This window comes from Blastococcus brunescens, assembly GCF_035320885.1.
Lineage (GTDB): Bacteria > Actinomycetota > Actinomycetes > Mycobacteriales > Geodermatophilaceae > Blastococcus_B > Blastococcus_B brunescens.
This window is the reverse complement of the sequence record NZ_CP141261.1, coordinates 2,495,067-2,513,506: the sequence shown is the minus strand read 5'-3', so window position 1 is coordinate 2,513,506 and position 18,440 is coordinate 2,495,067. Positions and strand designations below refer to the sequence as shown.

Below are 18,440 nucleotides of genomic sequence, written 5' to 3'. Positions count from 1 at the left end.
CGTGTGAAGGGTCGTAGCGCCACGCCGTCGGCGTGTTCCCCCGTCCGACCCCTGAGGAAGAAGAACCACCGTGCCCCGCGCAACCGTCGACATAACCCCCGCAGGTCAGCGGCCCGACGAGGACCCGTCGCTCGCCGTCCGCAACAACGGCGGGGTCGAGCCGTCCAGCGACCCCGCCCCGTCCGGTCGCCGTGATGCGCTGCTCGTGCTCTCCTTCGGGGGCCCCGAGGGGCACGACGACGTCATGCCGTTCCTCGAGAACGTCACCCGCGGCCGCGGCATCCCGCGCGAGCGGCTCGAGGAGGTCGCCGAGCACTACCACCACTTCGGCGGGGTCAGCCCGATCAACGACCAGAACAAGGCGCTGATCTCCGCGGTCGAGAAGGAGCTCGCGTCGGCCGGCATCGACCTGCCGGTCTACTGGGGCAACCGCAACTGGGCGCCCTACGTCGAGGACACGTGGGCACGGATGGCCGAGGACGGCATCGACCACGTCTACGTCTTCCCGACGTCGGCCTACGCCTCGTTCTCCGGCTGCCGGCAATACCACGAGGACGTGGCGCGGGCCCGGGTCTCCCACGGTGGAGGCCCGACGGCGGAGAAGCTGCCGCACTACTACGACACCCCGGGCTTCGTGCAGGCCAACGCAGATGCCCTGGCCGCGGCGCTCGCCTCGCTGCCGGAGGACGCCCGCGGCACCGCCCGACTCGTCGCGACGGCGCACAGCATCCCGAACGCCATGGCCGCGGTCGCCGGGCCGGACGGCGGCGCCTACGAGGCCGAGCTGCTGGCCGCCGCAGAGCGCGTGGTCGCCGAGGCCGCGCCGGGCCGGCCGTTCGACCTGGTGTGGCAGAGCCGCAGCGGCCCGCCGTCGGTGCCGTGGCTCGAGCCGGACGTCAACGACCACCTGCGCGCTCTCGCCGCCGCCGGCGAGACCGCCGTCGTCCTCTTCCCCGTCGGGTTCATCAGCGACCACCTCGAGGTCATCTGGGATCTGGACAACGAGGCGAGGGAGACCGCGGAGGAGGCGGGGCTGGCGTTCGCGCGCGCGGAGACGGCGGGGATCCACCCGGCGTTCGTCGAGTCGATCCGGATGCTGCTGGAGGAGCGCCGCGCTGGTGGGCTCCCGCGCCTGGGCACCAACTGCCCCGCGTCCTGCTGTTTCGTGCAGCGCCCCGCACAGAGTTGATCATCGGCGGGTGGCTGTCCGACCCGCTGGCGGGTGCAGCCACCCGATGATCAACTCGCCGGGGGCGCCACGTGGGGGCGACGTCCTTGTAGTAGCTGCGACCGAAGGTCCTCGCCAGCACGGTGACCACGGGGAGGGGACCGTCTGCTTCAGGAAGGCGCGGTGCTCGTCGCTCATCCCGTCGGTCAGCCAGGCGAAGAACCGGCCGGCCACCCCCGGGGGCTGGCGGCTCAGCTTCCTCTCGACGGCCTTCCACTCGGGCGACTCGACGTGCGGCGCGAGCTGCGGCTCCAGCTCGGTCTCCTCGTGCTGGAGGTGGCGCTCCACGACCTCCTGCGTGCGGACGACGCTGCCCCGGGCGGCCGCGGCATCGGCGGCCGACCCGCTCCGCGCGACGGTGGTCATCGCCCCGGCGGTCTCGGCCAGCGCCTCGGCCATGGCGTGGTGCTCGCTCTCCATGGCGTCCAGCAGGCCCTGGTCGACGCCGATCTTCGCCAGCATCGGCCAGATGTAGGTGTCCTCGCCCTCGTGGTGGTGGGTCAGCTGGGTGCGGAGATTCGCGTAGCCGCGCTCGAGCGCCTGGGCGCGGGTCGTGTCGCCGTCCTCGAGCTGCCCGAGCGCGGTCGCCAGTCGGTCCAGGTCGCGGCGCACGGCGCCGTGGATGACGCGGTTCATCGTGAGGTTCGGCGCTGTCATGGCCGACGACGGTAACGATGCGCGGCCTATCGCGGAACGGCGTTGAACGCGGCCTCCGTGGCCTCGCGCACGGCTCGCGCCAGCGGCCGCAGGGCATCGTCCCGGGCGGCCGCCTGGGTCCGGGTGACGGCGGCACCGGGGGCGTCGGCCATCGCGAGGTCGAGCACCGCGCCCAGCCGCTGCGCCCGGCCGAGCACCGAGAGCGCGAGAGGATCGTGGTCGGGCGGCAGCCCGGGCGCGGCCGTCGTCCTCGACAGCCCGGCGAGCAGCGTCGGCACCTCGGGGTTCCAGCGGGCGAGGTCGAGGCCGGCCAGCGCGCGGGCGGTGTCGCCGACGGCCAGGTCCAGTGCGCCGGAGACGGCGCGCAGGTTGCCCTCCGGGGCGGGTGGCAACGGCGGGACGCCGTCCAGCGGGAAGGCGGTCCACTGGACCACCTCCGGCCCGAGGGGCTCCGGCACCAGCACCAGCCGCTCGCCGACCGCCGCCTGGCCGGACTCCAGGGCGAGCGGGGCCAGGCCGGGCACCCGCGGCAGCCCGCGGACGTCACCGGCCACCGGGAGCACGAGCCGGACGCGCCGCTCGCCGAGCCGCCGCAGCCCGGTCAGTGCACCACCGAGGAAACCGCTTCGTCGGTGCCCGGCAGGCCGGCGACCCGGTGCGCGGTCTCACCCAGGATCGCGTCGAGCGCGTCGTCGTAGGAGGTACGGCCGGCGAGCCAGGCTGTCGCCCAGACCGCGAACCGTCCGGCGGGGAAGTCGTGCACGCAGCGAGGCTACGACGCCGGCCGTCGTCGTCCCGCCGGAGGACACCGGGTCACCCGCACGGTCACAGGTAGGCGTCACACCGCGTCACCGGGCGCGCAGAGGTCGCCGGTTCTGCGACACCCGGACATGGCTGCCTGGTTGCTCTGGCTCATCGCCGCCGGCCTGTTCGCGGCCGGTGAGGTGGTCAGCCTCGACCTGGTCCTGCTGATGTTCGCCGGCGGAGCACTGGGCGGGATGACCGTCGCGCTGCTCGGCGGTGCCACGGTCCTCCAGCTCGTGGCGTTCATCGCCGTCTCCGGCGTCCTCCTCGCCCTGGTGCGGCCCATCGCCACCAAGCATCTGACGAACCGGTCGCCACTCCAGCTCGACGGCGTCGACACGCTCATCGGGCGGACGGCGAAGGTGACCCAGGAGATCGACTCCTCCGGCGGACGGATCCGGATGGGCGCCGACGAGTGGACCGCCCGGAGCCAGCACAGCGGCGAGACCTTCGCCGTCGGCGAGACAGTCCGCATCCTGCAGGTCGAGGGTGCCACGGCCGTCGTCGGCGACGCGCTGGAGTGAAGTCGACGCGGGGGTACTGACCTGGGCGGACTCCACGGGGAGGATCGAGCACGACCCCGACGAAGGGAGACCGCTGTGGATGCGGCACTCATCGCACTGATCGTCGTCGCGCTGCTGGTGATCGTCGTGCTGGCCAAGAGCGTGACCATCGTTCCCCAGGCCCAGGCGAAGGTGATCGAACGACTCGGCCGCTACAGCCGGACCCTCTCGCCGGGGTTGTCCATCCTGGTGCCGTTCGTCGACCGGGTGCGCGCCACGGTGGACCTGCGCGAGCAGGTCATCTCCTTCCCGCCGCAGCCGGTCATCACCTCCGACAACCTGCAGGTCGGCATCGACACCGTCCTCTACTTCCAGGTCACCGACCCGCGGCTGGCCGTGTACGGCATCGCCAACTACATCACCGGCATGGAGCAGCTGACCACCACGACGCTGCGCAACGTCGTCGGCGGGCTGAACCTCGAGGAGGCGCTGACCGGTCGCGACGGCATCAACAGCCAGTTGCGCGGGGTCCTCGACGGAACGACCGGACCGTGGGGCCTGCGCGTGGCGCGGGTCGAGATCAAGGCCATCGACCCGCCGCCGTCCATCCAGGACTCGATGGAGAAGCAGATGCGCGCCGACCGCGACAAGCGCGCCATCATCCTGACCGCCGAGGGCGCCCGGCAGTCGGCGATCACCACGGCCGAGGGCGAGAAGGCGTCGGCCATCCTCTCCGCCGAAGGCAAGAAGCAGGCGGCGATCCTCGAGGCGGAGGCCGAGCGGCAGAGCCGGATCCTGCGCGCCGAGGGTGAGCGGGCGGCGCTGTTCCTGCAGGCGCAGGGCCAGGCGAAATCCATCGAGACCGTCTTCCAGGCGATCCACGACGGCAAGCCCGACCAGGGCCTGCTGGCCTACCAGTACCTGCAGACGCTGCCGCAGATCGCGCAGGGCGACGCCAACAAGATGTGGATCGTCCCCAGCGAGTTCAGCAAGGCGCTGGAGGGGCTGGCCAGCCTGGGTGGTGCCGAGGGCGGGAAGTCCTGGATGGACGTCGAGCCCTCCGGCAACGGCGGTTCGGCCCCCAAGGACGGCGGACTGGACACCTCGAGCTGGTTCGAGTCGCAGCTGCCGCCGGCCGCGGAGCAGCCCGAGGCGAAGATCGAGCTGTCGAGCATCACCGACAGCGCGCCGGCGGTGCCGAGGCCGGAGGTCCCGTCACCGCCGTCGATCTCGCAGGTGAAGCACGACGTCCAGGACAGCGGCCCCGCCGCCGACCCGGAACTCCGCCGCGACGAGTAATTCCGCGTCGCCGTCCGCCTCGCCCAGGTATAGGAACCTTTACCTGCGTCCTGGGCTCCAGAACGCAGGTAAAGGTTCCTATGCCTGGGTCAGTCCTTGAGGAGGCCCTCGCGCAGCTTGGCCAGGGTCTGGCTGAGCAGCCGGGAGACGTGCATCTGGGAGATGCCGATGTCGGCGGCGATCTGCGACTGGGTCATGTTGCCGAAGAACCGCAGGATCAGGATGCGGCGCTCGCGGGCCGGGATGGTGGCCAGCAGCGGCTGCAGCGATTCCCGGTACTCCACACCCTCCAGCGCCGCGTCCTCCTCGCCGAGCGTGGCGGCGAGGGTGGGGAGTCGTCCTCACCGGACAGCCGCTCGTCGAGCGAGCTGCTGCGGTAGGCGTTGGCGACGGCGAGACCCTCGAGAACCTCGGCGCGCGGGATGCCCAGATGGGCGGCCAGCTCCGACGGCGTCGGTGCCCGGCCGTTCTTCTGCGCCAGTTCGCCGACGGCCGCGTTGAGCGACAGGTGCAGCTCCTGCAGCCGGCGCGGTACCCGCACCGACCAGCCCTGGTCGCGGAAGTGCCGCTTGATCTCGCCGGTGATCGTGGGGACGGCGAACGACAGGAACTCCACGCCGCGGGTCGGGTCGAACCGGTCGATCGCCGCGATCAGGCCGAGCGTGCCCACCTGCAGCAGGTCGTCGAACGGTTCCCCGCGGTTGCTGAACCGCCGGGCGAAGTGCCGGACGAGGGGAAGGTGCTCCTCGACGAGGATCTCCCGCAGCCGCTCACGGCGCGGGTCGTCCTTCTCCAGGGTCGCCAGTTCGGCGAACAGCGGCGCCGTCCGCTCGGCCCGGCGTCGGTTGTCCGACATCGGGGAGCGTCCGGAGTGGCTTCGACGGCGGCCTCGCCGATCTCCTGGCGCGGGTCGGGAACCGCCTCGGGGTCGACCGGCTCGGTGGCCGCTCCGACCTCGGGCGCCACGACCGGGGTCTCGCCGGTATGGGCCTCCACGACCTCGGTCCCCACGACCCCGTCCTCCGGGACGGAGGGCTCGGCGGCGGGGCGCGAAGCCTCGGACCTCTGGTCTGGCAGCGGAACCTCCACGACGGGGATCTCGCCGGTCGAGGGCGACCGGCTCACTGGGCGACCGAGAGGTCTTGGTCGGCTCCGCTTCCCAGGTCGCCCGGATGCTGACCCGGCAGGTACTTGTCCATGACGATCAGGCCGACCGGAGTCGCCTTGCCGTCGCCACCAGGGACGGCGTCCTGGCTCGAGCGCCGGGCGTCGACGCCGTCGACGAGCGTCGCCAGGATCGCCCAGCCGAAACCGTCGCGCGGCACGTCGACGCCCTCGGCGGTCGGCACCCACGCCTCGATGTGCAACCCCGCCCGGGTGGTCTCGAAGATGACCGTGAGGGGGCGTCGGCGGCGCCGATCTGGCTGAGGGTGGCGCAGGCCTCGTCGACGGCGAGGCGGAGGTCCTCGACCGCGTCCAGGTCGTAGTCCATCCGGATCGCGAGGTCCCCGGCCATCGCACGCACTGCCGGGAGCTGGGTCGCCGTGGTGGGCACCCGCAGCTCCAGTCGCTCAGCCCGTCGCTCGTCCTGCGCGAGGGCACCCTCGAGTCGGCCATCCGTCGTCCGCTCCTTCGTCGCCGGCGCCCGTCGGTCGGGCCGCGGCCATCCATCTTGCCGGGGCCGTGTCGGGGCCCCCGCAGCGCATCCGGCTGATGCGCAACCGCAGCGGCATACCCGTCCCGGCCGCGGCTCGAAACGTGGCGGTCGCCACCATTCCACGGTAGGTGTCATCGCGGTTGCCGGGGCCAGAAGGCTGGTATTGGCTGACCCGAGATGACCTCCAGCCTCGGCAGTCCGCCACCCTCCCTGACCACGCCGGGGGCGAGGGGGTCGCCGTGCTGGTCGCGGCTCTGGAGTCGGCAGCGGCAGCCATCTACCTGCTGAGCGCCGGGACGCCCGAACCCGTCTGGGCCAACGCCCGGGCGCGGGAACTGGGCACCGGACGCGAACGCCTGCCCGTCGTCGATGGCAGGCCGGTCGCCGACCTGCTCGACGGGGTCCTGCGGACCGGGCAGCCGCAGACGATCTGCGGGGCGCTGGACGGCGGGGGCCGGCCACGACGGTGATGGTCCGTCCGCTGCGCGTCCACGACGGGCCGGGGGCGATCGTGGTGGTGGAGCCGGCGGACGCCGCCACGGACACCTCGCTCTGGCCCACCCCGCCGGCCGGCGGGGTGGAGCAGGCGCAGCTCTCCCTGCTCCCGCCGTCCCTCCCGCTCCTGCCCGACGTCCACTTGTCCGGGAGCTATCACCGGGCCTCGGTGGACGAGCTCGCGGGGGCGACTGGTTCGACACGGTGGCGCTCGGGTCCGGCCGGGTGGCGCTCGTCGTGGGCGACGCGGTCGGCCACGGCGTGCCCGCCGCCGGCGCGATGAGCCGGCTGCGCGGGGCGATGCGGTCCTCGGCCCTGCGCGACCCGTCCCCGGCCGCGGTGCTGGCCGCCCTGGACGCCTTCGCCGCGCAGATGGAGGACGTCGAGGGCGCCTCGGTCTTCTACGGCGTCCTGGACGCGGGCACCGGTGAGTTCGCGTACGCCGCGGCGGGGCACCCACCGCCGTTGGTCGTCGGACCCGACGGGCGGACCAACTTCCTGCCCGTTCCCCCGCGCCCGCCACTGGGGAGCCTGCCGGACGTCGCGACCACCGTGACCCGGCACGTCCTGGAGCAGGGGGCGACGCTGGTCCTCTTCTCCAACGGTGCCGTCGCCGGGCCGGCGGCAGACGCATCCGACGCCCTCGACCGGCTGGCCGAGGTCGCCGTCGAGGTGCTCGCGACCCCGGGGGTCCTGGAGACGGAGGGGCCGACGGAGCCCGCCGCGGCGATCGCCGAGGGCGTGCGCAGCCCCGAGGGCTGGCTCGACGACGTGGCCGTGCTGGTCGCGCACCGGCGCGACGACACCCAGGACCCGCTGCAGATCGAGCTGACGGCCGACCCCGCCGCCCTCCCGGGTGTGCGGCGGCGCCTCAGCACGTGGCTGACCGCGCTCGGGATGGGGGAGCAGGACCGGGTGGGGGTCATGGTCGCCGTGGGGAGGCGTGCGCGAACGCCGCCGAGCACGCCTACCGCGGTGCCGAGCCCGGGCCGATGTCGGTGACCGCCGGGGTGGACGTGGACGGCGTCCTGACGGTGGTCGTGCGGGACGAGGGCACCTGGCGGCCGCCGAACCGGGATCCCGGGGACCGGGGACGCGGCCTGCTGATCATGCGCCAGCTCGTCGACCGCGTCGTCCTGGAGGAGGAGGTCAAGGGGACGACGGTGACGTTGAGCCTGCGGCTGCGGCGCAGCCCCGAGACCGACGAGGACCGGCCGGCCACGACCGGGTCCGCCGAGGTGACGGTGGACCGGGAGGGCTCGCGACCGGTGGTCCGGGTGGTGGGCGCGGTCGACGAGTTCGGCGCCGAGCAGGTGCGGATCCGGCTGCTCGAGGCCAGCCACGGCGGCACCGGCCGGGTGGAGCTCGACCTGGTCGGGGTGTCGGTCTTCAGCAGCGCGGCCGTGCGCGTGGTGCTCGCCATCGCCCGCATCGGACGCGACGAGGGATGGCGCCTCGTCGTGCACGCCCCGGACGGTGGGATCACCCGTCACGTCCTCGAGATCAGCGGGCTGGGTGGCCTCGTCGAGCTCCGCTGACCTGCGGCCTCCCGGTCGAGGGACAGCCCGCCGTCGTTCCGTTTGGGGAACCGCTCCGGTGCACATCCTTCGCCAGTGAGACTTCGGCGCAGTGACGTGAACGGTCCCGGCTACCGGCGGCGCAAGGTCGGTCGAGGTTTCGCCTACTACGACGTCGACGGCGCCCTCGTCCGCGACGACCGGCTCGACCGGATCCGTGGCCTGGCCATCCCGCCGGCCTGGAAGGACGTCTGGATCTGCCCGTGGCCCAACGGGCACATCCAGGCGACCGGCGTCGACGCCGCGGGCCGACGGCAGTACCGATACCACGACGAGTGGCGCACCCGGCGCGACGCGGAGAAGCACGAGCGGGTCCTCGAGATCGCCCGTGAGCTCCCCGACGTGCGGGACGCCGTGCAGGCCGGGCTGCGCACCCGCGGCCTGAACCGCGACCGGGTGCTGGCCACCGCCATCCGGATGCTGGACCTGGGGGCGTTCCGGGTGGGCAGCGAGCAGTACGAGGAGGAGAACGGCACGTACGGCCTGGCGACGCTCAAACGCAGCCACGTGTCGGTGCGCGGAGAACGGACCTTCTACACCTACACGGCCAAGGGCGGCATCGAACGCGAGGTCGAGATCACCGACCGGCCGACCGCCACCGTCGTCCGGCAGCTCCTGGAGCGGCCCGCCGACGCCGGCGAGGACCTGCTGGCCTACCAGGACGAGGACGGCGAGTGGCGCGACGTGACCAGCGCCGAGATCAACGCCTATCTCAAGGAGATCAGTGGCGCGGAGCTCACCGCGAAGGACTTCCGCACCTGGACGGCGACCGTGCTCATGGCGGCCGCGCTGGCGGAGATCCCCCGCCGGCCAGCAGGACCGCCCGGAAGAAGGTCATCAGCGCCGCGTACAAGCAGGTGAGCGAGCAGCTGGGGAACACCCCGGCGGTGTGCAAGGCCAGCTACGTCGACCCCCGCGTGGTGGACCGCTTCGAACACGGCGAGACCGTGGCGCACGCCCTGGGGAGGGCCGACGAGGCCGAGGCCGACCGGGACGCGCAGAAGGTGCTCGAAGCCGCCGTCTGCGAGCTGCTCTCCGCCTGAAAAGGACCCCGTCCTCCCCACCCTTCGCAGGCTCAGGGCGGGACCCGGGACGGGGCCGTACGACGAAGGGCCCCGCCGATCGGCGGGGCCCTTCGTCGTTCGCGTCGTTCAGCGGGCGGTGCTGTCGGCGATCGTGAAGAGGTCGATCAGACCGGTCACCTCGAGCGGCCGGGTGACGGCGCGCGTGGTGGCGATGAGGCGCAGAGCGACCTCGCGGGCCCGGGAGGACTTCTGCGTCTCTACGAGGACGGCGAGCCCGGCGGACCCGAGGAACTGGACGCCGGAGAGATCGATGACGAGCTCGCGCGGCTGCTGCTCGAGCTGGCTGTCCAGGGTGGAACGGAGGACGGGTGCGGTGAACGTGTCCACCTCGCCGACGACCGTCACCGTCACCACGCCGTCCTCACTGGTGGAGGTGGAGAGCGTGATCACGTCGTCGAAGGGCGCCTCTGTGCCCTCGGTCGACACGTCGGGCTGCCCTCGGCGGGCAGGTCGGAAGTGGTCACGGACAGTGGCTCCTCTCGGCGGCATTTCCCGGCGGCGGTGGCCGCCCGGACAATCTACCGCTGCGCGGTTCGGAGGCTGGTCGACCCCGATCCCGCAGGTGGTGAACGTGTTGCGCACCGGCGATCTTCCAGCCGGAGCGGTGCGGCTGCCTGCTGAACCGCGATTACAACGTAGACAACCGATCGCGCACACGCCAACCCCGCCCCACGAGGAGACGTCGCGGGGCGGGACGGTGATCGATCGGGGCGAGCTCAGTCGCCGGTGAGGTGCACGGCGCCCTCCTCGGGCCCCTGGCCGCCCACGGAGGCGTCGGAGGTGGCCTCGACGTCGTCTGCCGTGCGGTTGGTGCCCGAGTCGCTCACCGGGGTGGTGGAGGTGTCCTGCTCCAGCTGACCGACCGCGCGGTCCGGGTCCTCGGCCGGGCGGACATCGGCCGCGTCGTCGGGGACCTCCCGGGCGAGGCGGCCGTCGAGGGACTCACCCTCGGCCTGCTCCTCCGAGGTCGTCCCGAAGTCGACGGTGGCGTTGGCGCGCTCGCCGGGCATCGGCGCGAACTCCGGGTCCTCCGCGCGCTCCATGGTGGGGAGTCGTCCTGCGCCACCTCGGGGATGCCGTCGTCCTCGGGGAACACGTCGCGGGCGGTCTGGCCCTCGGGCTGGGTCACTGCTGTGCCTCCTCGTGTGCCGGGGTCCGCACCGGCCGGCGCTGTGGAGCGCGGACGCGGTGGGACGGGAACCGGTCGGTGACCGGCGTCTGTTCGCGGCCCTACCCGTGGGCTGCCGCGCCATGCGCGGATGTGGGACGCCGCACCTCCCGAGGCGGCGGGCATGCGCGCGCGTCGGCGGGGGTAGCGGCGGCTGCATGGCGTTCGCTGACGAGGTCCAACGGCTCGGAGCCCCCGTCCGTCGGTGGGTCCGCACGCAGAAGCGGGAGTACACCAACGGCGAGGAGCGTCCGCTGGCGGGCGACCTCGGGGCCATGGGCGTCTACGTGGGCCTGGTGTCCGCCGCCGCGGCCGCCGTCCGGGCCTCGGGCCGGGAGCTGCCCGAGCGGATCCCGGTGGGCGATGCCTTCCTGCTGACCGTGGCCACCTTCCGGCTCGCCCGCCGGATCGCCAAGGACCCGGTCACCGCGCCGCTGCGGGCCCCCTTCGTGCGGTTCGAGGGACCGTCGGGCCACGCGGAGGTCGCCGAGGAGGTGCGCGAGCACGGCGGCGCCAAGCACGCCGTCGGCGAACTGCTCACCTGCCCGTTCTGCCTGGCGCAGTGGGTGGGCACCGGCTTCGTGTTCGGCTACGTGTCCGCGCCCAAGGCCACCCGGCTGGCCGCGCTGACGATGACCATGATCGCGGGCTCCGACGTCCTCCAGTTCGTGTACGACGCGATCCAGAACGGCGGACCGGAGCCGGAGACCGAGGGCGTCGCGCCGGCCCCCGCGTAGCGGCCGTCCGGCGGGGCCCTTAATCCCTCCGGGGAGCCCGCGCGCCCGCCGACCTGCCGTGGGTGGGCCCGCGCACCTATCCTGCGATCTTGACCCACTCGCGGGTCCTCAGGGTCCGGCGCGTCCGGGCCGGACGGGTAAGGGGCGCAGGCATGCGATCGATCTGGCGCGGGGCCGTGTCGTTCGGCCTCGTCAGCATCGGCGTGAAGCTGTACTCGGCGACCGAGGACAAGGACATCCGGTTCCACCAGGTCCACGCGACCGACGGCGGACGGGTCAAGTACAAGCGGGTGTGCTCGATCGACGGCGAGGAGGTCGAGTACAGCGACATCGCCAAGGGCTACGAGCTGCCCGACGGTCAGGTCGTCATCCTCACCGACGAGGACTTCGACGACCTGCCGCTGAGCACCCGTCGCGAGATCGAGGTCCTGCAGTTCGTCGCCCAGGACGAGATCGACCCGATCATGTTCGAGAAGACCTACTACCTCGAGCCGGACGGCCCGGCGGCGCGCCCGTACGTGCTGCTGCGCGACGCGCTGGAGAACGCCGGGCAGGTCGCGATCACCAAGATCGCCATCCGGCAGCGCGAGTCGCTGGCCGCCCTCCGGGTGCGCGACGGCGTCCTGGTCCTGCACACGATGCGCTGGCCCGACGAGATCCGCCGTCCCGACTTCGGCTTCCTCGACGAGGACATCAGCGTCCGGCCGCAGGAGCTGAAGATGGCCGAGGCGCTGATCGGCTCCATGACCGGCGACTTCGCACCGGGCGAGTTCACCGACGACTACCGCGAGGCCATGACCGCGCTGCTGGAGGCCAAGCAGAGCGGCGGCGAGGTCGCGCAGGTGCCCGAGGTGGAGGACAGCGGCGGCGCCGTCGTCGACCTGATGAGCGCCCTGCGGCGGAGCGTCGAGCGCGCCCGCGGCGGTGCAGCGGACGACCACGCGGAGGAGTCGGCCGACGAGGCGTCGGAGGCGAAGGCCCCGGCGAAGCGGACGCCGGCGAAGAAGGCCGCTCCGGCGAAGAAGGCGCCCGCCAAGAAGGCGGCTGCGCCGGCCGCCGAGCGGACGGCGACAGCGCAGAAGAAGACCGCGGCCGAGAAGCCGGCAGCGAAGAAGGCGACGGACAAGCCGCCGGCCAAGCGCGCCCGCCGCAGCGCCTGACGTGCCGGCCCGCGCCCGCGGCCGGCCGGAGGACCCGCTCGCCGAGTACCGCGCCAAGCGCGACCCGGGGCGCACCGCCGAGCCCGTCCCGCCCGAGGGGAGCGCGCTGCCGGTGGGGAACGACGACACGTTCGTCGTCCAGGAGCACCACACCCCCGAGGCCGCACGGGGAACGCGTCCACTGGGACCTGCGGCTCGAGCGCGACGGCGTCCTGAAGAGCTGGGCAGTGCCCAAGGGACCTCCCACGGAGCAGGGGCCCAGCCGGCTCGCCGTCCCCACCGAGGACCACCCGCTGGAGTACGCGTCGTTCGCCGGGACGATCGCCGCCGGCGAGTACGGCGGCGGGCACGTGACCATCTGGGACGCCGGCCGGTACACGACCGAGAAGTGGGACGACCGGCACGTCATCGTGAGCTTCGACGGCGCCCGGATGGCCGGGCGCTACGCGATGTTCCCCGTCGGCGACGGCGCCTGGAACATCCGCAAGCTGGACGACACCCGGCCGGCCGGCGCCGTTGCCGAGGTGCCCCTGCCGATGCTGGCCACCCCCGGCGCGCTGCCGACGGACGACGAGGACGCGGCGTGGGGCTACGAGTTCAAGTGGGACGGCATGCGGGCGGTGGCCGCGGTGCACGGCGACGTCCTCGGGCTGACCTCGCGCAAGGGCACCGACATCACCGTGCGGTACCCCGAGGTGGCACGACTGCCCGCCGCGCTCGCGGGGCACGACGCCGTGGTGGACGGCGAGATCGTCGCCATGGACGACCAGGGCCGGCCGGACTTCGGGGCGCTGCAGAACCGGCTGCACCGCACCGGCGCCGAGGTGCCGCGGCTGGCGGCGGCGAAGCCGGTCACCTACCTCGTCTTCGACCTGCTGGCGTGGGACGGCGAGGACCTGAGCCACCGCCCGTACGCCGAGCGCCGGGAGCGACTGGACGCGCTGGGCGTGAGCGGGCACCGCTGGGTGGCCACCCCTGGTTCCGTGGCGGTGGGGCAGGTGTGCACGCCGCGAGCCAGGAGAACGGCCTGGAGGGCGTCGTCGCCAAGCGGCTGGACTCGCCCTACCGGCCCGGCGTCCGCAGCCCCGACTGGCGCAAGATCAAGAACGTGCGCACCCAATCGGTCGTCGTCGGCGGGTGGCGGCCCGGGCAGGGACGACGGGCCGGGGGAGTGGGCTCCCTGCTGTTCGGCGTCCCCGACGACGAGGGCCGGCTGATCTACGCCGGCCACGTGGGCACCGGCTTCACCGACCAGGACCTGCGCGACCTCGAGCGCATGGTGACCGCCCGGCCGACCTCGCCGTTCCACGGCACGCTGCCGCGCGACGTCACCCGGGACGCGCACTGGGTCGAGCCCGACCTGGTGGGGGAGGTCGCCTACGCGGTCTGGACGGCGGACGGGCGGTTGCGGCACCCGTCCTGGAAGGGTGTCCGCGACGACCTGGAGCCCGACGACGTGGTGATCGAACCGTGACGCCGGCCAAGCAGCGCGTGGAGATCGACGGGCGCACGCTGCAGGTGTCGAACCTGGAGAAGGTGCTGTTCCCGGAGGTGTCGTTCACCAAGGCGCAGGTGATCGACTACTACGTCCGCATCGCCCCCGTGCTGCTGCCGCACCTGGCGGGCCGGCCGGTGACCTTCACCCGATGGCCGGACGGCGTCGACGGTCAGACGTTCTTCGAGAAGAACAGCGCCCGGCACGCCCTGACTGGGTGCGCCGGGTCACGATCCCGAGCCCCGGCAGCTCGCGCGGCCGCGAGACCCTCGACATGGTCGTCCTCGAGTCGACCGCCGACCTGGCGTGGGCGGCCAACCTGGCCGCGCTGGAGGTGCACGTGCCCCAGTGGCGGGTGGACGACGACGGGCAGCCGGCCCTGCCCGACCTGCTGGTGCTTGACCTGGACCCCGGCCCCGAGACCGGCATCGCCGAGTGCTGTGCCGTGGCCGAGCGGCTCGGGGAGCGGCTGGAGGCCGACGGGCTGGACCCGGTCGTGAAGACCTCGGGCTCCAAGGGAATGCAGGTGTACGCGCCGATCGCCGTCCCGACCGATCGCGAGCACCCCAGCCGGTACGCCAAGCAGCTGGCGCAGGAGCTGTCCGCCGAGACCCCGGACGGCGTCGTCTGGCGGATGGAGAAGGTGTTGCGCCCGGGCAAGGTGCTCATCGACTGGAGCCAGAACAACCCGGCGAAGACGACCGTGGCGCCCTACTCGCTGAGGGCCCGTGCGGGCGCGACCGTGTCGACGCCGATCGGGTGGGACGAGGTGGACGCCGTGCGCGAGGGTTCGCTCGACCCGGCCGAGTTGCGCTTCACCACCGACGACGTCCTGGCCCGCGTGGAGGAGTACGGCGACCTGTTCGACGTCGCCGGCGCGACCCGGGCCCGGCTGCCCGAGATCTGACCGCGCCCCTGGTGATCAGGTTTCCTGGTCATCGAGGGTCATCCCTCGCGGTCGACCGTGGGGAGGACCCTGAACGATCAGGAGACCTGATCATCCGCCGGCGGGGAGGGGTGATCTGGCGCGTTGTCTTGACTAGATCAAAACAACAGGGTTGAGTGGACCCGATGGAGACGACGTGGGCGCACCAGCTCCGCACGGTCGGGTTGCGGGTCACCCGCCCCCGGCTGTCGGTGCTCGACGTCCTCTCCGCACACCCCCACGCCGATGCCGACACCATCGTCACCGGCGCCCGGGCCCAGCACCCCACGCTGTCCCCCAGACGGTCTACGGGGTGCTCGAGGCACTGGTCTCCGTAGGGCTCGCCCGCCGGATCGAGCCCGCCGGCGCCCCCGCGCTCTTCGAGCTGCGGGTCGGCGACAACCACCACCACCTGGTCTGCCGCTCGTGCGGCGCGGTCGCCGACGTCGACTGCGCCGTGGGGGCGGCTCCGTGCCTGAGCCCGTCGGACGCGGCCGGTTTCGTCGTCGACGAGGCCGAGGTCGTGTTCTGGGGGCTGTGTCGCGACTGCCAGGGACGGGCAGCAGCAGAGTCAGTGCAGGTCGACGAGCACGAAATCCGAGGAGGAACATCCACATGACCGATGTCGCATCGCAGGGCCCGGCCCGGAGCGAGGCCGACCGCGCCGTCCTGACCAACCGTCAGGGCCACCCGGTCTACGACAACCAGAACCAGCGGACGGTGGGCGCCCGAGGCCCCGCCACCCTGGAGAACTACCAGTTCCTCGAGAAGATCAGCCACTTCGACCGCGAGCGGATCCCCGAGCGCGTCGTCCACGCCCGGGGCGTGACCGCGTACGGCGTCTTCGAGGCCGACGGCACCGTCGGCGACGAGCCGATCGCGACGTACACCCGCGCGAAGCTCTTCTCGGAGAAGGGCAAGCAGACCGACCTGGCGATCCGGTTCTCCACCGTGGCCGGTGGCCGCGACTCCTCGGAGATGGCCCGCGACCCGCGTGGCTTCGCCGTGAAGTTCTACACCGAGGACGGCAACTGGGACCTCGTCGGCAACAACCTGGGCGTCTTCTTCATCCGGGACGCCATCAAGTTCCCCGACTTCATCCATTCCCAGAAGCCGGACCCGGTCACCTTCGAGGCCAACGTCGCCGAGCGCGCGTTCGACTTCTTCAGCCAGACCCCCGAGGCCCTGCACATGGTGTCGCTGGTCTTCAGCCCCGTGGCCTGCCGGCGTCCTACCGGCACATGCAGGGCTTCGGCGTGAACACCTACAAGTGGGTCAACGCCCAGGGTGAGACCCAGCTGGTCAAGTACCACTGGCTGCCCAAGCAGGGCGTCAAGTCCTTCACGGCAGGCGACGGCGCCGCCATCCAGGCCGGCACCCTCGGGTTCCACACCAAGGACCTCTACGACGCCATCGAGCGCGGCGAGTACCCCCAGTGGGACCTGCACGTCCAGCTGATGAGCGACGACGAACACCCCGAGCTGGACTTCGACCCGCTCGACGACACCAAGGTGTGGCCGGAGGAGGTCTTCCCGCTCCGCAAGGTCGGGACGATGACGCTGAACCGGATGCCGGAGAACTTCTTCGCCGAGAACGAGCAGATCGCCTTCGGTACCGGCGTGCTCGTCGACGGCCTCGACTTCTCCGACGACAAGATGCTGGTCGGCCGGACGTTCTCCTACTCCGACACCCAGCGCTACCGGGTGGGCCCGAACTACCTGCAGCTGCCGGTGAACCAGGCCAAGAACGCGACGGTCTACACCAACCAGCGCGACGGGCAGATGGCCTACGGCGTCGACCTCGCGCCCGGCCAGAACCCGCACGTCAACTACGAGCCGTCGATCACCGGCGGTCTGCGCGAGGCCACCTACCCCACGCACGACGAGCAGGGCCCGGTCATCAACGCCCGCCTCACCCGCAAGCGGATCCCGCGCACCAACGACTACAAGCAGGCCGGTGAGCGTTACCTGCTGTCGGAGCAGTGGGAGAGGGACGACCTGGTCGCCAACCTGGTGGGGGCGCTGCAGCAGTGCCGTCGCGAGATCCAGGAGCGGATGGTCTGGCACTTCTTCATGTGCGAGGACGAGTGGGGTCAGCGTGTCGGTGACGCGCTCGGCATCTCCGCCGACGACGTCCGTGGCCTGCCGCCGCTGCAGACGCAGACCCTCACCGAGGAGGAGCAGCAGCGCGCCGCGAACCTCGGCAAGAACGGTCCGCGCGACGTCACCGGGCTGACGATGACGCACTGCGTGCCCAACGAGCACGTCGTCGTCGGCTGAGAAGGACCCCGACGGCCGGCGGGCCGCGACCGGAACTCCCGGTCGCGGCCCGCCGCGCGTGCTAACCGGGGCAGTCCAGCGACTGCCCCGGTCGGCCGTGCCGGTCCACCACCCGGCACCGGTTCCCGTCGTCGACCACCAACAGCGGACGCACGATGGCGGCCTCCGTTCCGCACAGGCCCGTGCCCGGGGTGAGCGGGACGAGCTCGACCGCGTCCATCAACCCCTGGTCCAGCGGGATCAGCCGGGTGCGCGTGCCGGCCCGGAGCTCACTGGGCGGTTCGTCCCTGGACCAGTGCCCGGCCCAGCGGGTCCCCGGCCGCACGAGCACGTCCTCCTCGGCGTCGTACTTCAGCAGGACGAACAGCGGCGAGCCCTCGATCCCGCCGGTGTCGAGCACGATCCGCCCCGACCGCGGGGCGCTCCGCTCGTCGCAGGCGCCCCGGCTGATCTCCACGTCCCCCACCACCGTCTGCACGGTGGCGGGCCGCACGGTGCCCCGGTGGTCGATCAGCACCATGCGCGGACCGACGTCCCCGGGCGCGAAGCCGGGAACGATCAGGTCCAGCATGCGGTCGTGCCGGCCGAGCGGCCGGCTCCAGTTGGTCGCCATGGCCGGGTGGGCGAGCAGCGGCAGCAGCGTGACGTCCGGATCGGACCACTCGGGGGCGGCGGCGCGCACGGCGTCGAGATAGGCACGCGCCCGGGCCGTGTCGTCCCAGCGGCGGTCGAGGTAGGCCGCGTTGCTCGCCACCAGATAGGCCGCCAGCACCAGGCACCCGGCGGTGCGGAGGGCGACGGCGGCCCGGTGTGGGACCTGCCGTGCACCGGTCCACCGCCCGGGCACGCGCAGGTGCACGAGGGCGATGGTCGCGGGCACGGTGACGTAGACCGCGTACTGCAGCCGCTCGACGTTCCTGGTGATCGACTCCTCGCTCAGCAGGGTGCTGAACTTGAGGAAGCCGTAGTAGAGCAGCACGGTGGCGGCGGCGAAGAGGAGCGGTCCGGCGTTGCCCGGCACCAGCCGGGCGAGAGCCGTGCCGACGACGAGGACGGCCCCGAGTGCCACGAGCTCCCGCGCCGTCCCGGCCGGCTCCTCCAGCGGCTGGTTGACCAGCGCCGGCAGCACGTAGTTCCCGGAGGCCGACAGCATGGCGCGAGCCGTCACCCACCAGCTCGGCGTCGCGCCTGCGTCGTCGACGACGAAGGCGCGCAGGGCCGCCGCGATCCCCGCGGCCAGCACGGCGAGGACGGCGAGCGGCACCCGCTGCTGCCACAGCTCGGACACCCGGCTGCGCCAGGGCAGGTGCCGCCACAGCAGCAGGACGTCGACGAGCACGAGCAGGGGAGCGCGAAGATCGGCCGCTCCTG

25 protein-coding genes and 2 pseudogenes are annotated in these 18,440 nt (G+C 72.6%); 18 read left to right on the top strand and 9 right to left on the bottom strand.

What is annotated here, in order from left to right; all coding sequences use genetic code 11:
- Positions 1–70: 70 nt before the first annotated feature.
- A complete protein-coding gene (locus U6N30_RS16765) occupies positions 71–1,189 on the top strand; it encodes a ferrochelatase (RefSeq protein ID WP_324273140.1) in 1,119 nt (372 codons plus the stop codon).
- Here U6N30_RS16765 and U6N30_RS16760 read toward each other — a convergent pair whose 3' ends face one another.
- Genes U6N30_RS16760 through U6N30_RS16750 form a run of 3 tightly spaced genes read right to left on the bottom strand, consistent with a single transcriptional unit; the run spans position 1,190 to position 2,648 of the window.
- Complete coding sequence (locus tag U6N30_RS16760; protein ID WP_324273139.1) at positions 1,190–1,864, bottom strand: hemerythrin domain-containing protein; 675 nt, start codon at positions 1,862–1,864, stop codon at positions 1,190–1,192.
- A 47-nt stretch (positions 1,865–1,911) separates the two neighbouring features.
- On the bottom strand, positions 1,912–2,439 hold the full coding sequence (locus U6N30_RS16755; protein WP_324273138.1) for a hypothetical protein: 528 nt from the start codon (positions 2,437–2,439) through the stop codon (positions 1,912–1,914).
- Positions 2,440–2,486: 47 nt separating this feature from the next.
- Positions 2,487–2,648 carry a hypothetical protein gene (locus tag U6N30_RS16750; protein ID WP_324273137.1) on the bottom strand — a complete coding sequence of 54 codons (162 nt, stop codon included), beginning with the start codon at positions 2,646–2,648 and terminating at the stop codon, positions 2,487–2,489.
- Between the two features lie 127 nt (positions 2,649–2,775).
- Between U6N30_RS16750 and U6N30_RS16745 the strand changes: the two genes are divergently transcribed.
- On the top strand, positions 2,776–3,213 hold the full coding sequence (locus tag U6N30_RS16745; RefSeq protein ID WP_324273136.1) for an NfeD family protein: 438 nt from the start codon (positions 2,776–2,778) through the stop codon (positions 3,211–3,213).
- Between the two features lie 75 nt (positions 3,214–3,288).
- Positions 3,289–4,491, top strand: coding sequence for an SPFH domain-containing protein (locus U6N30_RS16740; RefSeq protein WP_324273135.1), 1,203 nt, complete (start codon positions 3,289–3,291; stop codon positions 4,489–4,491).
- Between the two features lie 89 nt (positions 4,492–4,580).
- On the opposite strand, the gene U6N30_RS16735 is transcribed toward U6N30_RS16740, so the two are convergent.
- From U6N30_RS16735 to U6N30_RS16725, 3 genes are all read right to left on the bottom strand, one after another.
- Positions 4,581–4,775 carry a sigma-70 family RNA polymerase sigma factor gene (locus U6N30_RS16735; protein WP_249932975.1) on the bottom strand — a complete coding sequence of 65 codons (195 nt, stop codon included), beginning with the start codon at positions 4,773–4,775 and terminating at the stop codon, positions 4,581–4,583.
- The gene (locus U6N30_RS16730; protein ID WP_324273134.1) at positions 4,709–5,347 is read right to left on the bottom strand and encodes a sigma-70 family RNA polymerase sigma factor; all 639 of its coding nucleotides are present in this window, start codon (positions 5,345–5,347) and stop codon (positions 4,709–4,711) included. The genes U6N30_RS16735 and U6N30_RS16730 overlap by 67 nt, the downstream gene beginning before the upstream one ends.
- Before the next feature lie 265 nt (positions 5,348–5,612).
- Positions 5,613–5,840 carry a hypothetical protein gene (locus U6N30_RS16725; RefSeq protein ID WP_324273133.1) on the bottom strand — a complete coding sequence of 76 codons (228 nt, stop codon included), beginning with the start codon at positions 5,838–5,840 and terminating at the stop codon, positions 5,613–5,615.
- Positions 5,841–6,387: 547 nt separating this feature from the next.
- On the opposite strand from U6N30_RS16725, the gene U6N30_RS16720 reads away from it, so the two are divergent.
- The 6 genes from U6N30_RS16720 to U6N30_RS16695 all read left to right on the top strand — a co-directional run bounded on the left by U6N30_RS16720 (position 6,388) and on the right by U6N30_RS16695 (position 9,263).
- The gene (locus U6N30_RS16720) at positions 6,388–6,618 is read left to right on the top strand and encodes a hypothetical protein (RefSeq protein WP_324273132.1); all 231 of its coding nucleotides are present in this window, start codon (positions 6,388–6,390) and stop codon (positions 6,616–6,618) included.
- Positions 6,615–6,926: a hypothetical protein gene (locus tag U6N30_RS16715; protein ID WP_324273131.1), complete on the top strand. Its 312-nt coding sequence runs from the start codon at positions 6,615–6,617 to the stop codon at positions 6,924–6,926. The genes U6N30_RS16720 and U6N30_RS16715 overlap by 4 nt, the downstream gene beginning before the upstream one ends.
- Positions 6,848–7,645 carry a PP2C family protein-serine/threonine phosphatase gene (locus U6N30_RS16710; protein WP_324273130.1) on the top strand — a complete coding sequence of 266 codons (798 nt, stop codon included), beginning with the start codon at positions 6,848–6,850 and terminating at the stop codon, positions 7,643–7,645. Before U6N30_RS16715 ends, U6N30_RS16710 begins: the two co-directional genes overlap by 79 nt.
- Positions 7,636–8,181 (top strand): STAS domain-containing protein, encoded by a 546-nt coding sequence (locus U6N30_RS16705; protein ID WP_324273129.1) that lies wholly within the window; start codon positions 7,636–7,638, stop codon positions 8,179–8,181. Before U6N30_RS16710 ends, U6N30_RS16705 begins: the two co-directional genes overlap by 10 nt.
- A gap of 96 nt (positions 8,182–8,277) precedes the next feature.
- Positions 8,278–9,081, top strand: a complete 804-nt coding sequence (locus U6N30_RS16700) for a DNA topoisomerase IB (RefSeq protein WP_324273128.1) — start codon at positions 8,278–8,280, stop codon at positions 9,079–9,081.
- Entirely contained in the window at positions 9,078–9,263 is a 186-nt protein-coding gene (locus U6N30_RS16695; RefSeq protein ID WP_324273127.1) for a hypothetical protein, read from the top strand. Before U6N30_RS16700 ends, U6N30_RS16695 begins: the two co-directional genes overlap by 4 nt.
- 108 nt (positions 9,264–9,371) lie before the next feature.
- On the opposite strand, the gene U6N30_RS16690 is transcribed toward U6N30_RS16695, so the two are convergent.
- Positions 9,372–9,731, bottom strand: a complete 360-nt coding sequence (locus tag U6N30_RS16690; protein WP_324273126.1) for an STAS domain-containing protein — start codon at positions 9,729–9,731, stop codon at positions 9,372–9,374.
- 290 nt (positions 9,732–10,021) lie between these two features.
- Positions 10,022–10,348 (bottom strand): hypothetical protein, encoded by a 327-nt coding sequence (locus tag U6N30_RS16685; protein ID WP_324273125.1) that lies wholly within the window; start codon positions 10,346–10,348, stop codon positions 10,022–10,024.
- A gap of 283 nt (positions 10,349–10,631) precedes the next feature.
- Between U6N30_RS16685 and U6N30_RS16680 the strand changes: the two genes are divergently transcribed.
- The 9 genes and pseudogenes from U6N30_RS16680 to U6N30_RS33995 all read left to right on the top strand — a co-directional run bounded on the left by U6N30_RS16680 (position 10,632) and on the right by U6N30_RS33995 (position 17,069).
- On the top strand, positions 10,632–11,210 hold the full coding sequence (locus U6N30_RS16680; protein ID WP_324273124.1) for a DUF1360 domain-containing protein: 579 nt from the start codon (positions 10,632–10,634) through the stop codon (positions 11,208–11,210).
- Between the two features lie 152 nt (positions 11,211–11,362).
- Complete coding sequence (gene ku / locus U6N30_RS16675) at positions 11,363–12,370, top strand: non-homologous end joining protein Ku (protein ID WP_324273123.1); 1,008 nt, start codon at positions 11,363–11,365, stop codon at positions 12,368–12,370.
- A gap of 227 nt (positions 12,371–12,597) precedes the next feature.
- On the top strand, positions 12,598–13,587 hold the full coding sequence (locus U6N30_RS16670; RefSeq protein ID WP_324273122.1) for an ATP-dependent DNA ligase: 990 nt from the start codon (positions 12,598–12,600) through the stop codon (positions 13,585–13,587).
- Complete coding sequence (locus tag U6N30_RS16665; RefSeq protein WP_324273121.1) at positions 13,542–13,844, top strand: ATP dependent DNA ligase; 303 nt, start codon at positions 13,542–13,544, stop codon at positions 13,842–13,844. The genes U6N30_RS16670 and U6N30_RS16665 overlap by 46 nt, the downstream gene beginning before the upstream one ends.
- A pseudogene (gene ligD / locus U6N30_RS16655) lies at positions 13,841–14,772 on the top strand (non-homologous end-joining DNA ligase). Before U6N30_RS16665 ends, ligD begins: the two are co-directional and overlap by 4 nt.
- 164 nt (positions 14,773–14,936) lie before the next feature.
- Positions 14,937–15,128 carry a hypothetical protein gene (locus U6N30_RS16650; protein ID WP_324273119.1) on the top strand — a complete coding sequence of 64 codons (192 nt, stop codon included), beginning with the start codon at positions 14,937–14,939 and terminating at the stop codon, positions 15,126–15,128.
- A complete protein-coding gene (locus U6N30_RS16645) occupies positions 15,104–15,409 on the top strand; it encodes a Fur family transcriptional regulator (protein ID WP_324273118.1) in 306 nt (101 codons plus the stop codon). Before U6N30_RS16650 ends, U6N30_RS16645 begins: the two co-directional genes overlap by 25 nt.
- Positions 15,406–16,574 (top strand): annotated as a pseudogene (locus tag U6N30_RS34000) (catalase); the annotation flags it as partial. The gene U6N30_RS16645 and the pseudogene U6N30_RS34000, both read left to right, overlap by 4 nt.
- Positions 16,572–17,069: a catalase-related domain-containing protein gene (locus U6N30_RS33995; protein ID WP_422678121.1), complete on the top strand. Its 498-nt coding sequence runs from the start codon at positions 16,572–16,574 to the stop codon at positions 17,067–17,069. The pseudogene U6N30_RS34000 and the gene U6N30_RS33995, both read left to right, overlap by 3 nt.
- 61 nt (positions 17,070–17,130) lie before the next feature.
- Here the strand turns inward: U6N30_RS33995 and U6N30_RS16630 are convergent, their stop codons facing one another.
- The gene (locus U6N30_RS16630) at positions 17,131–18,408 is read right to left on the bottom strand and encodes a hypothetical protein (protein ID WP_324273115.1); all 1,278 of its coding nucleotides are present in this window, start codon (positions 18,406–18,408) and stop codon (positions 17,131–17,133) included.
- Positions 18,409–18,440: the final 32 nt, after the last annotated feature.

Coding starts and splice junctions, on each gene's coding strand:
- U6N30_RS16760 (WP_324273139.1), bottom strand. CDS start 1,864: ATGAACCGCGTCATCCACGGCGCCGTGCGCCGCGACCTGGACCGACTG.
- U6N30_RS16745 (WP_324273136.1), top strand. CDS start 2,776: ATGGCTGCCTGGTTGCTCTGGCTCATCGCCGCCGGCCTGTTCGCGGCC.
- U6N30_RS16730 (WP_324273134.1), bottom strand. CDS start 5,347: ATGTCGGACAACCGACGCCGGGCCGAGCGGACGGCGCCGCTGTTCGCC.
- U6N30_RS16705 (WP_324273129.1), top strand. CDS start 7,636: ATGTCGGTGACCGCCGGGGTGGACGTGGACGGCGTCCTGACGGTGGTC.
- U6N30_RS16685 (WP_324273125.1), bottom strand. CDS start 10,348: ATGGAGCGCGCGGAGGACCCGGAGTTCGCGCCGATGCCCGGCGAGCGC.
- U6N30_RS16680 (WP_324273124.1), top strand. CDS start 10,632: ATGGCGTTCGCTGACGAGGTCCAACGGCTCGGAGCCCCCGTCCGTCGG.
- ku (WP_324273123.1), top strand. CDS start 11,363: ATGCGATCGATCTGGCGCGGGGCCGTGTCGTTCGGCCTCGTCAGCATC.
- U6N30_RS16650 (WP_324273119.1), top strand. CDS start 14,937: ATGGAGACGACGTGGGCGCACCAGCTCCGCACGGTCGGGTTGCGGGTC.
- U6N30_RS33995 (WP_422678121.1), top strand. CDS start 16,572: ATGGCCTACGGCGTCGACCTCGCGCCCGGCCAGAACCCGCACGTCAAC.